Origin of the sequence: Aeromonas sp. 30P, assembly GCF_051919805.1 — a bacterium.
Lineage (GTDB): Bacteria > Pseudomonadota > Gammaproteobacteria > Enterobacterales > Aeromonadaceae > Aeromonas > Aeromonas veronii.
On sequence record NZ_JBQBEA010000001.1, the window covers coordinates 3,472,221 to 3,485,648 of the forward strand.

Genomic DNA, 13,428 nt, shown 5'->3' on the forward strand with positions numbered 1-13,428 from the left:
ATGAATCATTAATATAGACTGCTTTACCCGCCTCCCTGCCCTGTTTTAGGCTAGGGCCACCTCTTCTGAACGGAAACGAGCCTCATGTTGCAACGCCTGCTCACCCTCTTGCTGCTCTCCCTTATCTTGTTGCCGCCAGCCGTGCGCGCCAACGATGCCATTGCCCAGGCCGAATCCCTGTTGCAGAGCGTGCCCAAGAGCGATACCCCGGAAAACCAGAAGCTGCGGGAGAGCTACCAGCAGGCGCTGCAATTTGCCAGAGAGGCCGAGCGTTACCGGGAGCAGAGTAAAGCCTATCAGCAGATCCTTATCGATTACCCCAAGGAGTCGGCACGCCTCAAGGAGAGCCTGCACAACTATCAGCCCGCCGCTCGCCCGCCGCTGGCGAGCCTCAAGGAGGAGGCGCTGCGCCAGGCCATTGGCCTGAGCAGCAACCGCCAGCTCAACCTGCGCAAGGAGCGGCAGGGGGTGATGGACAGCCTCAACCAGCTGGAGAGCACCGGGCAGGAGTATCACCTGCGGGTGGACGATCTGCGCAAGCAGCTGCAACTGACCCGCAGTCAGCTGGAGCGACTGAGCTTCAGCAGCGAATCGGATCGCCAGCATGAGGCACAACTGCTGCTGACCAGAATGAAAGAGCAGAGCCTCTCCGACCGGATCCAGATGCTGGAGCTGGAGCAGCTCTCGGCCCAGCAGCGCAACGATCTCGGCAAGCTGAAGCTGCAGGAGCTCAATCTGGCCATCGCCGACGAGGATGAGTGGCAAGCCAGCCTGCTGACCCAACAGAACCAGCTACGGCGGGAGAAGACCGAGCAGGCGCTGGAGGAGAGCGAGCGGCTGCGCAAACAGCTCACCACCGACATGCCGCTGCTGCTGGAGCAACAACAGCAGAATCAGGCGCTCTCCATCCAGCTCGGCACACTGGAAGATCAAATTGAGCGGGTGCAGGATGAGCAGCGCAGCGTCGACAAGAATCTGTTTGAGCTGAATGAGCTGGTCAACTCGGTGCGCGAACAGCTGGAGTGGCTGCAGATCAGTAATGCCTACGGCGAGAACCTGCGCAGTAAACTCTCCGATCTGCCTCCCCAGTTCCCCCTCGACAAGCTGGAGTCAGCCATCGTCAGCGCCCGCATGGCCAAGTACCAGTACGAGAGCGAGCAGGATGGGCTCAAGGATACCCGCCAGCTGCGCGACAAGTTGATGGCCGAAGAGGAGGTAACGCTCGATCGACCGCAGCAAGCGGTGCTCGACAACCTGCTCAAGGCCCGGCGCCAGCTGCTGACCCGGCTCAACGACGCCTCAGACACCCTCATTCAGGAGCAGACCCGCCTCAAACTGCTCTACAGCCGTCAGAACAGCAAGATCGACGAGATCCGTGAGATCAGTGCCAGCCACCTGTTCTGGATGCCGGATGTGCGCCCCTTTACCCCACAGGTCATGCTCGGTATTCCCGCCGCGCTGACTCTGGCCTTCAACCCGGACAACTGGTTGCAACTGCCCTACGCCATCGCCGAAAACAGCCCGCTAAGCCTCACGCTGGCCGGTATTGGTCTGCTGGTGCTGGCCTGGAGCTGGTTCAAGCTGGCCCGTCACCTGAGCCTCTATTGCGACCATATTGCGCCGCGGATCGGCAAGGTAACTCAGGACAAATTCAGCCTCACCAGCCGCTTGCTGCTGCGCTCCCTGCTTGCCGCCCTCCCCTTGCCCGCCATGATACTGATGGTGCGCGGCCTGCTCGAAGGGGCCTGGCAATACCCGTTTGCGGTGGCGGTGGCGCGCGGCCTTGGCGAGATCTGGTTTCTGCTGCTGGCACTGGTGATGGCTCGCCACCTGACGCTGGAGCGGGGGATTTTGATCCACCACTTCCGCTGGCCTCGGGAACAGGTGCAAAAGGTGTGGGGGCAGTTTCGCACCCTGCTGCTGGTGCTGATCCCGAGTTTCTTTGTGCAGGGGATGGCCAACAGCTATCAGGAGCACGCCTTCTACGACTCCCTCGGCCGGATGGCCTTCATGATCGGTGCACTCTGGCTGCTGCTCTTTTTTGCCCGCCTCAACCGGGAGCGATTGCCGCTCACCTGGGGCCAGACCGACATGACCAAGCCCCATCTGCTACACCACTTCATCTGGAACAGCCTGATGCTGGCGCCGCTGCTGGCGGTGATCGGCGCCCTGTTTGGCTACTTCTATACCTCGCGCACCCTGCTGCGCCAGCTGGAGCTTAGCCTGCTGATGGGGCTGGGTTGCCTGCTGATCTACTATCTGGCCAGACGCTGGATGCTGATCCAGCGCCGCCGCCTCGCCTTCGAGCGTGCCAAGAGCAAGCGGGCCGAGATCCTGGCCCAGCGCGGCCGGGAAGAGGGGCATGACGAGCTCAGCTCCGAAACCCCGGACGTGGTGGAAGAGACTGAGCTGGATCTCGATACCATCAGCGCACAGTCGCTGGGGTTGGTGCGCACCCTGCTGATGCTGGGCTTCACCATGCTGGTGGTGGTGCAATGGTCGGATCTCAACTCCGCCTTCAGCTTCCTCAGCAATATCGAGGTGTGGCAGGTGAGCAGCAAGATTGGCGGCATCGAGCAGCTCTCGGCCATCACCTTGCAGGATCTGATGCTGACCGCCTTCGTCTTCATTCTGACCGTGGTGACAGCCCGCAACCTGCCGGGGCTGATGGAGCTGACCCTGCTGCAACACCTGAGCCTCTCCCCGGGTACCGGCTTTGCCCTCACGACCACCAGCAAATATCTGGTGATCCTGATCGGTGCCCTCACCGGCTTCTCCATGCTGGGCATCGACTGGTCGAAGACCCAGTGGCTGGTCGCCGCCCTCTCGGTGGGGCTGGGTTTCGGTCTGCAGGAGATCTTCGCCAACTTTGTCTCAGGCCTCATCATCCTGTTTGAGAAGCCAATCCGGCTCGGTGACACCGTCACCATCCGCGATCTCACCGGCACCGTCACCAAGATCAAGACCCGGGCCACCACCATAGTGGATTGGGATCGCAAGGAGATCATCGTGCCCAACAAGGCCTTCATCACCGAACAGTTCATCAACTGGTCGCTCTCCGATGCCATCACCCGGGTCAAACTGCGGATCCGGATCGGCCTGACCCGGGATCCGAAACTGGTGCAGCGCATTCTGGAAGAGTCCATCCAAGCATCGACCCTGGTATTGGAGACGCCGACGCCAGAGGTCTTCCTGATCGAATTCACCGACTCGGCACTGATCTACGAGATCCGCCTCTACGTCAACAACATGGATCACCGGATGCCCATCACTCACGAGGTTCACTCGCTGGTGCTGGAGAAGATGCAGCAGCAGGGACTTACCCTGCCCCATCAACAGATCGACATTCACCTGAGCCGCGGCTGATCCGCGAGGTAAAAGGAGCAGAACATGCAGATTATTGCCCACCGTGGCGCCAGCGGCCTGGCCCCCGAAAACACTCTCAAGGCGATGGCCAAAGCGCTGGAATTGGGAGCGTCAGCCATCGAGATCGACGTGCAGGCGGCCGATGGCGAGTTGTGGGTCTTCCACGACCGGCGGCTGGAGCGCTGCACCAATGGCAAGGGGGTGCTGACCGAACAATCCCGCTCATATCTGGAGCAACTCGATGCCGGTGAAGGAGAGGTGATCCCGACCCTGTGGCAGGTGATGGAGATCATCGCCGGACGCTGCGAGCTGCATATCGAGCTCAAGGGGGCCCATACCGCCGATGCGGTGGCAGCCCTGACCCGACGGGCAGAGGCCGAGCTGGGCTTTACTCCCGGCCAGTGGGTGGTCTCCTCCTTCCACCACCCGGAGCTGGCCCGATTTGCCGCCTTGCGGCCCGATATCCGGCTCGGTGCCCTGACCGCCAACCTGCCGCTCAACCTGGCGCAGTTTGCCGACGAGCTGGGGGCCTGGTCCATCAATTGCGATGTTGATTTCATCGACACCGCGCTGGTCGATGATGCACATCGCCGAGGGCTCAAAGTTCTGGTTTATACCGTTGATTATCCAGAAGATTATGAAACGCTCTCTAGCATGGGGGTCGATGGAATCTTCACCAATCGACCAGATCGTTTTCTGGCGCAGTAAGGGGGGGATACGCGCATGGATAACCACTGATTTAGGCACTAACTTTAAATAGCTGACCGGGATACAAAGAGTTCAACTTCAGCCGATAAACAGAGGCTCATAACAATAACTAGATTCCACACACACTTCAGACTGACGCTCACAAGGATGTAACTATGAACTTATCCATTAAAAACAAGCTTGTCCTGGCTATCGGGGTCATCATTTTGGTGATCACCTGCCTGCAGGTCTGGTACAACACCTCGCAACTGCGCAGCGAGACCCAGCGACTGGTCTGGAACATCATCGACGAAAGCTCCATGGCCAACGTCAAGGGGATCTCCCGCTGGGTCGACTCCCGGATCAGCATGGTCAGCACCACCAAGGAAGCATTCGCCAAAGAAGATGAGCCCATCAGTCATCTGGCACAGTCCATGAATGCCGGTGGCTTCGACCTGGTCTATGCCGGTACCGCAGACGGCAAGATGATCCAGAGCAAACCAACCGACTTGCCCGCCGGTTATGACCCCCGTCAACGCCCCTGGTACAAGGACGCGGCCGCCGCAGGCAAGCTGGTCATCACAGCCCCCTATGCCGATATCTCCACCGGCCAGCTGATTGTTACCATTGCCGAGCCGTTCCAGCGCGGCAATACCCAGGGGGTCATCGCCGGTGACGTCTCCATCAGCTCACTGATCTCGGACATTCTGGCGGTCACCACCGAGGGCACCTACGCCATGCTGGTGGACAGCAATGGCACCATCATCGCGCACCCCGATGCCTCCCTGAGCCTGAAATCCGCCACCGCTCTGGCACCGGAACTGACTGCCGCCTACATCAATCAGGTCGCCCATGACGGCATGATCAACGAGCTGGTGATCAGCGGCAAGAAAGAGGTCTACGACTTTAATGCCATTCCCAATACCAACTGGTATTACGGCATGATGGTGGATGAAGAGATCGCCTACCAGTCGGTACGCCGCATGGTTACCTCCTCCCTCATTCAGGGGCTTATCACCATACTGATCGTGGCAGGCTTCTCCTATGTCGCCATCAACAGCTCGCTGGCCCCTCTGAAAACCCTGGGCGAAGCGATTGCCGATCTCTCCCGTGGCAACGGCGATCTGACCCGCCGCATCAAGATTGAACGTGAGGATGAAGTAGGCGCGGTTGCCAAACACGTCAACACCTTCATCGAGCGGATCCATGTGATGGTGCAGGATATCTCCAACTCCTCCGGCCAACTCAACCAGCAGGCCAAGTCCTCCCACAGCATGGCGGAGAAGGCCAATCAGGGGCTGGCACGCCAGCAAAACGAGATCTCCCAGATCGCCACTGCGGTACACGAGATGTCAGCCACCGCAGTCGAGGTCGCCAGCAACGCCGAGCAGACCGCCGAAGCGGCCCGCAGCTCCTCCAGCAGCTGCGAGCATGGCAAGCAGGTGATTGCCCGCAACCAGCGCTCCATCACCGATCTGGCCACCCAGGTGGAACAGGCCTCCAACATCATTCAGGAACTGGAGAAAAACGCTCAGGAGATCAACACCATCCTCTCCACCATTCAGGGCATCGCCGAGCAGACCAACCTGCTGGCACTCAACGCAGCCATCGAAGCGGCACGTGCCGGTGAACAGGGCCGCGGCTTTGCGGTGGTAGCCGACGAGGTGCGCGTTCTGTCACAGCGTACCCACAGCTCCACCGTCGAGATCCGCAATATGATCGAAACCCTGCAACGCAATACCCAAGGGGCGGTCAGCACCATGCACGAAGGCCAGCTGCTGGCCCAGAACAGCGTGGATGACGCCAACAACGCCACCCATGCGCTGGAGCAGATCACCACCTCGATCAACCAGATCTCCGACATGGCGACCCAGATCTCCAGCGCGGCTGAAGAGCAGCGGGCCGTCACCGACGAGGTAAGCCGCAACATTCAGGCAGTGAAAGATGTCTCGGACGAACTGGCAGTGGATGCAGACAGCTCACGCCATCTCTCTGAACAACTTAAAAATATTTCGGGTGAACTGAGCAATCAGGTCGGCATGTTCCGCATTTGAGCATGAGCAAAAGGGGCCGTACAGGCCCCTTTTATTTTTCTAAATAGCGCTTAATTTTCAGTGAGTAATCTCACATTACCCGCCAAATACCCCACCTTGAAATCCTTGTAATTCGTCTGGAATTATCAGATCACCGCCGTGGTCACCGCCGCATTTCGGATTACATATTTCTATCCGAATAGATAAATGCCAATAATTCTCATTAAAAAATTACAATAAAAAACTTAAAATTTTTTTCGCGAGTACCTAAAAAGAGAGGTGATTCGCATTTTATTGAAAGAAAACTACGTACAATCCAGAAGTTAAAGTACTCGTAGCTAGGTGTTCAACTGCTCAGCAACACCAAAAAATGACGATAATAACGACATTTTCATCCAGGGATTTGGGTGTTTTATAGAAAAATAGCCAATAAAAAGGGAATAAAACCTAGCAGTTTGACTTGCATCAAGCCTGAATTTTTTTCATAGAGCAAAATCGTGCCCAGCAAATCTATCCCTAAGGAGGCAGATGTGGATATTATCAAGACCGATGTGGCCATCATCGGTGCTGGCGGTACCGGCTTACGCGCCGCTATCGCTATAGCCGAATCACAGCCAGACCTGGACATCGCCCTGATTTCCAAGGTTTACCCGATGCGCAGCCACACGGTTGCTGCCGAAGGCGGCGCCGCCGGTGTCGTCCGTGATGACGACTCCCTCGAAAACCACTTCAACGACACCGTCTCCGGTGGTGACTGGCTGTGCGAGCAGGACGTTGTGGAATACTTCGTCAACAACGCGACCAAAGAGATGATCCAGCTGGAGCACTGGGGTTGCCCTTGGAGCCGCAAGCCGGATGGCAAAGCCAACGTGCGTCCGTTTGGTGGCATGAAGGTTCCGCGTACCTGGTTCGCCGCAGACAAGTCCGGTTTCCATATTCTGCACACCCTGTTCCAGACCTCCGTCAAATACCCGAGCATCAAGCGCTTCGACGAGCATTTCTGCCTTGATCTGATCGTGGACGACGGCCGTGTCCAGGGCGTACTGACCTTCGACATCCAGAACGGTATCACCCGCTTCATCCAGGCCAAATCCGTGATCGTGGCAACCGGCGGCGCTGGCCGTGTCTATCGCTACAACACCAACGGTGGCATCGTCACCGGCGACGGCATGGCACTGGCCTACCGTCACGGCGTACCGCTGCGTGATATGGAATTCGTCCAGTATCACCCGACCGGTCTGCCGGGCACCGGCATCCTGATGACCGAAGGTTGTCGTGGTGAGGGTGGCGTCCTGCTGAACAAGGATGGCTACCGCTACCTGCAAGACTACGGCTTGGGCCCGGAAACCCCGATCGGCCAGCCGAAGAGCAAATACATGGAACTGGGTCCGCGCGACCGCGTTTCCCAGGCATTCTGGCAAGAGCAACAGAAAGGCCGCGTCATTCAGGGCCCGATGGGCGATGTGGTTCACCTCGACCTGCGTCACCTCGGCGAGAAGTACCTGAAAGAGCGTCTGCCGTTCATCTGCGAACTGGCCAAAGCCTACGTCAACGTGGATCCGGCCAAAGAGCCTATCCCGGTACGTCCGACTGCCCACTACACCATGGGTGGTATCGAGACCGACAACAAGTGTGCCACCCGTCTGCCCGGCCTCTACGCCGCGGGCGAATGTGCCTCCGTCGGTCTGCACGGTGCCAACCGTCTGGGTTCCAACTCCCTGTCCGAGATCGTGGTATTCGGCAAGCTGGCCGGTGAGCAGGCTGGTGAATTTGCCAAGACTCAGAAGCATGGCAATACCGAAGCACTGGCCGCCAAGGCTGAGGCGCTCATCAAGCAGCACCTCTCCCTGATGGACATAGACGGTACCGAAAACCCGGCCGATATCCGCAACGAGCTGGGCATGTCCATGGAAGCCGGTGTCGGTATCTACCGTACCGAAGAGCTGATGCAGGGCACCATCGACAAGATCAACGAGCTGAAAGCCCGTTACAAGAAGGTCAAAATCAACGACAAGTCCTCTGTCTTCAACACCGATCTGCTGTACGCCATCGAACTGGGTTACATGCTGGACGTGGCTGAAGCCATGGCGCACTCCGCCATCAATCGTAAAGAGTCCCGCGGTTCCCACCAGCGTCTGGATGGTTACGAAGAGCGCGATGACGTGAACTTCCTCAAGCACACGCTCTCGTTCTACAAAAATGGCGAAACGCCCTCCATCGATTACTCCGATGTGAAGATCACTAAGTCCCAGCCGGCAAAACGCGTGTACGGCTCCGAGGGTGAGAAACAAGACGAGGCTAAAAAGAATGGCTGAGATGATTGAAATTGAGATCCTGCGCTACCGTCCGGAACAGGATAACGAGCCCTGGATGCAAACCTTCCAGGTGCCATACCAGAGAGAGATGTCTCTGCTGGACGCCCTGCAGTACATCAAGGATCACCTGGACTCTACCCTGAGCTTCCGCTGGTCCTGCCGGATGGCGATCTGCGGCTCTTGCGGCATGATGGTCAACGGTGTGCCCAAGCTGGGTTGCAAGGCGTTCCTTCGCGACTACCTGCCGGGCAAGATGACCGTCGAGCCGCTCAACAACTTCCCGATCGAGCGCGATCTGGTGGTCGACATGTCCGACTTCATCGAGAAGCTGGAGAGCATCAAGCCGTACATCATCCCGAGCGAGCCGCGCAGCCTGTGTGATGGCGAGTACATCCAGACTCCGGCCCAGATGGCGCAGTACAAGCAGTTCTCCCAGTGCATCAACTGTGGTCTCTGCTACGCGGCCTGCCCGCAGTACGGCATCAACAAGAAGTTCACCGGTCCGGCGGCACTGGCTCTGGCCTATCGCTACAACGTCGATAACCGCGATGCTGGTGCCAAAGAGCGTATGCGCATCATCAGCCAGGACGAAGGCGTCTGGGGCTGTACCTTCGTGGGCTACTGCTCCGAAGTGTGCCCGAAGGGCGTCGATCCGGCGGCGGCCATCCAGCTTGGCAAGGTCGAAAGCGCCAAGGACTACATGATCGCCATGTTCAAGCCAGATTGAGAGCAGGATTGAGACCATGAACAACACTGATAGCAAACGTAAACCTTACGTCCGCGAAATGAAGAAAGACTGGTGGCTGAAGAACGCCTTCTACACCGGTTACATGATCCGTGAAGGCACCAGTATCTTCGTCTCCATCTACGCCGTTGTGCTGATGTGGGGCCTGATGCGCCTGGTTCAGGGTCAGGAAGCGTTCAACGGCTGGCTGGAATCCCTGCAAAGCCCGATCGCCATCCTGTTCCATGTCGTCGCTCTGGCGGCGTGCCTGTTCCATGCCAAAACCTGGTTCGCCCTGGCGCCGAAAGCCATGCGTATCTTCCGTGGTGAAGACCTGGTGCCGGAGAAGCCGATCGTTCTCGCCCAGTATGTGGCGCTGGCGGTGGTGTCCCTGCTTGTCCTGATCATCGTGGCCTGAGGAGAAAACAATGAGACGTTCTGACGAACCAATTTACTGGGGTCTGTTTGGTGCGGGTGGCATGGTCGTTGCCATGCTGCTGCCGGTCATTGTCCTCATCACCGGTCTGCTGGTGCCCATGGGCATCATGGACGTGGAAACCATGAGCTATGACCGCGTGCACGCGTTCGCCAGCTCCTGGTGGGGTGCCTGCATCCTGCTGGTGATCATCGCCCTGCCAGTCTGGCACGGCATGCACCGTATCTACCACGGTCTGCATGATCTCGGGATCCACACCACCAAGCTGCACCACTATGTGTTCTATGGCTTTGCCTTCCTGGTATCTGCCATTAGTGTCGGCCTGCTGATGGTACTGGTACTCCAGTAATCACATCTGACTGATTGACCAAACCGGGCCTCGTGCCCGGTTTTTTATTGCCCCACTTTCCCGCCCCTGCTTTTTATTCACTCAAACAATTCGATAAAAACCAGATTATCGTCCAAGCATATGGCGATCGCAGTCACATAACACCAATACATTCGTCATTTGTAGCAAACCATTTTGACCACCATCAATTTAGTGACATCCATATCAATTATAATTATTCAGATTAAATAATTATTCATATGGAGCTAGCTAATGACAGACAAAACACGCTCGGTGAGCATAGGCAGTTACCTGGCTCTGGCCTTCGCCGTGGTCTTCTTCTCCGGACTGTTGCAATCCGGCGAGTGGTACGGGGTATTCGATTTCACCACGCTGAACGGCTCGTTCGGCACCATGGTCCAGAGCGTCAGCGAGAATGGTGACGGCATCAAGACCGCCATGACCGACATGCGCGGCAAGGGGGGCAACGGGGCGAGAGACGGCTTTCTGTTCGCCCTGACCCTGATCCCCACCGTGATGTTTGCCCTCGGTATGATCAATGTGCTGGAGCACTACGGCGCGCTGGAAGCGGCCCGCAAGTTGCTGACCCCGCTGCTGCGTCCGCTGATGGGGATCCCGGGCAATACAGGTCTGGCACTGATCGCCTCCCTGCAGAGTACCGATGCCGGTGCCGCCATGACTCGTCAGCTCAAGGATGAAGGGCTCATCACCAAGCGTGAAACCGACGTGTTCACCATGTTCCAGTTCTCCGCTGGTGCCACCATCGTCAACTTCTTCTCCTCCGGCGCCGTGCTGTTCACCCTGACGCTGGCAGATGGCAGCCCGGCGGTCAGCTCCTCCATCGGTCTGGCTGTCATCGTGATGTTCGCCTTCAAATTTGTCGGGGCCAACCTGTTCCGGGTCTACCTCAATATGAGCGAAGGCAAGCAGACCGATAACAACACCCAGCAGACCCTCAACACTCAGGAGCAAGCCAAATGAGCCAGGCCAACATCAAGAAACCCATCGTCACCGATATCTTCGTCGAAGGGGCCAAGAAGGGCTGGGTCATCGCCACCACCTCCACCGTACCCAACGTACTGATGGCCTTCGTCATCATCAAGGCGCTGCAGATCACCGGCGCGCTGGATGCCATGGGCGCCATCTTCTCCCCTGTCATGGCCATCTTCGGGTTACCCGGTGAGGCGGCAGCCGTGTTGATCGGCGCCTGGATGTCGATGGGTGGCGCGGTCGGTGTGGTCATCACCCTGTTCGATCAGGGCATCCTCAACGGCACCCACATCGCCATTCTGGCGCCAGCCATCTACCTGATGGGCTCACAGGTGCAGTACATGGGCCGCATCCTCGGCTGCATCGGCACCGAAGGGCGTTACATCCCCATCATGGTCGCCATCTCGGTACTCAACGCCTTCGGCGCCATGCTGGTGATGAACATCCTTCTCTGACCCGAACCTGATAGTGGAGCAAGCAATGACTTTTTCTCTGGATCAATACCTGACCGAACTGGCCCCGCTGATCAATCTGGATTGCGGATCCCTGCACCAGCCGGGCATTGCGGCAGTGGCCGACCTGATGGCCGCCAAATATGAGGTGATGGGCGGCTGGCAGATCAAGCGGGTCGACTGTGGCGCCGCGGGGGTGGGGCTGGAGATCCGCAACCAGCCCGAAGCGGCGCAGATCGATGTAATGCTGATCGGCCATATGGATACCGTCTTCCCGGTCGGCACCGCCGCCGCCCGCCCGATGAGCATCGATGGTGAGCGCGCCTACGGCCCCGGTGTCTCCGACATGAAATCCGGCCTGCTCAACATCGTCTATGCCCTGCGTGAACTGCCCCGTGAGGTGCGCGATCGCCTGAGCATCTGCGTCTGCATGAACCCGGATGAGGAGATCGGCTCCCTGCACTCCAGCGACTGGCTGGCAACGGTGGCTAAACAGGCAAAACAGGTGCTGGTGGCCGAAGCGGCCCGAGCGGATGGCTCGCTGGTCAAGGCGCGCAAGGGGATGGCCCGTTATCGCATCGACTTCACCGGCAAGGCGGCTCACGCGGGCAACGAACCGCAGAAGGGGCGCAGCGCCATCACCGAGCTGGGCCACTGGATCCTGGCTATCAACGCCCTGACCAACTTCGAGAGCGGCACCACCCTCAACATCGGCATTGTCGAGGGTGGCAACGGTGCCAACATAGTGCCGGCCCACGCCAGCGCGGTGGTGGATGTCCGTTTCTGGGACAATCAGGAGTACAGCTTGGTCAACGATCATCTGTTGACCCTGGTCGAGCGGCCCCATCTGGACGGGGTCACCATCAAGCTGACCCGTGAGGCGCATAAACCGGCCATGGTGCCGTCAGAGGGTACTCAGGCACTGATGCTGCTGGTGGAAGAGTGTGGCGCCGAACTGGGGCTGCCGATCAGCTGGCAGGAGGTTGGGGGCGGCTCCGATGCCAACCTGACCGCCGCCCTCGGCATCCCCACTCTGGATGGTCTGGGCCCTATCGGTGCCGGTTTCCACAGTGACGAAGAGTATCTGGATCTGGCCAGCATTGCCCCGCGCATCGAGCTGCTGGTGAAGGTACTGACCCGGCTGGCAGACTGACAAGCTCTCACGTAAAAAAGGGCCAGCCGGTTTTCACCGGCTGGCCCTCTGTCCATCTGTTCCTCCTGAATGACAGCCCCCCTTCGCTATTACTCCATCGGTGGCAAGAAGCGGCGCATCACCTCATCCGAATGCCCCCCTTCCTGAAATGCCACCAGCGACTGATTGAGGATGTTCACCAGCTGGTGGCCGCGGGGGGAGCCCTTGCTCACCAGCAGATAGAATCCCTTGCGGCTGGGCAGGGCGAGATTGAGCAACCCGCTCTCGCTGCGGTAGATGCCAAGGCTGATGCCTGCCACCAGAGGTTCGATTTCGCTCGGCAGAAAGTCGCAACGATCCCGCTCCAGCATATCGAGCGCCTGCTGCAACTGCTTGACCCGGCGTGGCTCCTGCGCAAGCCCGTAGGGTGTGTAGTTGTAGCCAATCACCCCGCACACCCGGGAACGATTGACCGTCTGCAGATCCGGCGGTTCGGGGTAGCGGCGCTTGAGATAGAAGAAACCGAGGTGGGTGTAGTAGAGGGGAACGCTGTAGAAGGCAAACTCGGCCCGCTCCGGCTTGTAGCTGGCATCCCAGGTCAGCTCGCACAGACCATTCTGGCGATAATCCGCCAGCTCCTGCTGCACCCGCGCCCAGGGCAGATAGCGGATCTGGTGCGAGAGCCCGCTCTGTTGCAGGGCATCGAGCACCAGCGTCGTCGCCGAACCGGTCAGGCGGCTGGTATCGGGCACCCCGTCCTTGCGCTCCCAGTAGGTAAAGGGGGCCCACTCGTTGCCCTCCCCCAGACAGATCTTCACTGGCGGCTCTTGCCCCCATAGCGCGGGGGACAAGATGGCCATCGCCAATCCCGCCCACCATGTTGCCACTCGTTTCATCTCCCGCTCCCGGACTGTTGATCCCTCTTGCAGCTTAGCCCAGAAGGG

At 58.7% G+C, this 13,428-nt stretch carries 11 protein-coding genes; 10 read left to right on the top strand and 1 reads right to left on the bottom strand.

Features of this window, described 5'->3' with window-relative positions; genetic code table 11:
* The first annotated feature begins 84 nt into the window (after window positions 1-84).
* The 10 genes from mscM to ACTG2B_RS16140 all read left to right on the top strand — a co-directional run bounded on the left by mscM (window position 85) and on the right by ACTG2B_RS16140 (window position 12,505).
* Window positions 85-3,366 (top strand): miniconductance mechanosensitive channel MscM, encoded by a 3,282-nt coding sequence (gene mscM / locus ACTG2B_RS16095; protein ID WP_439996402.1) that lies wholly within the window; start codon window positions 85-87, stop codon window positions 3,364-3,366.
* A 24-nt stretch (window positions 3,367-3,390) separates the two neighbouring features.
* On the top strand, window positions 3,391-4,074 hold the full coding sequence (locus ACTG2B_RS16100; RefSeq protein ID WP_439996404.1) for a glycerophosphodiester phosphodiesterase: 684 nt from the start codon (window positions 3,391-3,393) through the stop codon (window positions 4,072-4,074).
* Between the two features lie 155 nt (window positions 4,075-4,229).
* A complete protein-coding gene (locus ACTG2B_RS16105; protein ID WP_005354019.1) occupies window positions 4,230-6,107 on the top strand; it encodes a methyl-accepting chemotaxis protein in 1,878 nt (625 codons plus the stop codon).
* A gap of 509 nt (window positions 6,108-6,616) precedes the next feature.
* On the top strand, window positions 6,617-8,401 hold the full coding sequence (gene frdA / locus ACTG2B_RS16110) for a fumarate reductase (quinol) flavoprotein subunit (protein ID WP_047437968.1): 1,785 nt from the start codon (window positions 6,617-6,619) through the stop codon (window positions 8,399-8,401).
* Window positions 8,394-9,128, top strand: coding sequence for a succinate dehydrogenase/fumarate reductase iron-sulfur subunit (locus ACTG2B_RS16115; protein ID WP_005335057.1), 735 nt, complete (start codon window positions 8,394-8,396; stop codon window positions 9,126-9,128). The genes frdA and ACTG2B_RS16115 overlap by 8 nt, the downstream gene beginning before the upstream one ends.
* A 16-nt stretch (window positions 9,129-9,144) precedes the next feature.
* Window positions 9,145-9,543 carry a hypothetical protein gene (locus ACTG2B_RS16120; protein WP_005335058.1) on the top strand — a complete coding sequence of 133 codons (399 nt, stop codon included), beginning with the start codon at window positions 9,145-9,147 and terminating at the stop codon, window positions 9,541-9,543.
* A gap of 10 nt (window positions 9,544-9,553) precedes the next feature.
* Entirely contained in the window at window positions 9,554-9,910 is a 357-nt protein-coding gene (frdD, locus tag ACTG2B_RS16125) for a fumarate reductase subunit FrdD (protein WP_005335059.1), read from the top strand.
* A 252-nt stretch (window positions 9,911-10,162) separates the two neighbouring features.
* Window positions 10,163-10,891, top strand: a complete 729-nt coding sequence (locus tag ACTG2B_RS16130; RefSeq protein WP_005335061.1) for a nucleoside recognition domain-containing protein — start codon at window positions 10,163-10,165, stop codon at window positions 10,889-10,891.
* A complete protein-coding gene (locus tag ACTG2B_RS16135; RefSeq protein WP_005335063.1) occupies window positions 10,888-11,355 on the top strand; it encodes a YjiG family protein in 468 nt (155 codons plus the stop codon). Before ACTG2B_RS16130 ends, ACTG2B_RS16135 begins: the two co-directional genes overlap by 4 nt.
* A 25-nt stretch (window positions 11,356-11,380) precedes the next feature.
* A complete protein-coding gene (locus ACTG2B_RS16140) occupies window positions 11,381-12,505 on the top strand; it encodes a M20 family metallopeptidase (protein ID WP_439996406.1) in 1,125 nt (374 codons plus the stop codon).
* Between the two features lie 89 nt (window positions 12,506-12,594).
* Here the strand turns inward: ACTG2B_RS16140 and ACTG2B_RS16145 are convergent, their stop codons facing one another.
* Window positions 12,595-13,344 carry a substrate-binding periplasmic protein gene (locus ACTG2B_RS16145; RefSeq protein ID WP_439996948.1) on the bottom strand — a complete coding sequence of 250 codons (750 nt, stop codon included), beginning with the start codon at window positions 13,342-13,344 and terminating at the stop codon, window positions 12,595-12,597.
* Window positions 13,345-13,428: the final 84 nt, after the last annotated feature.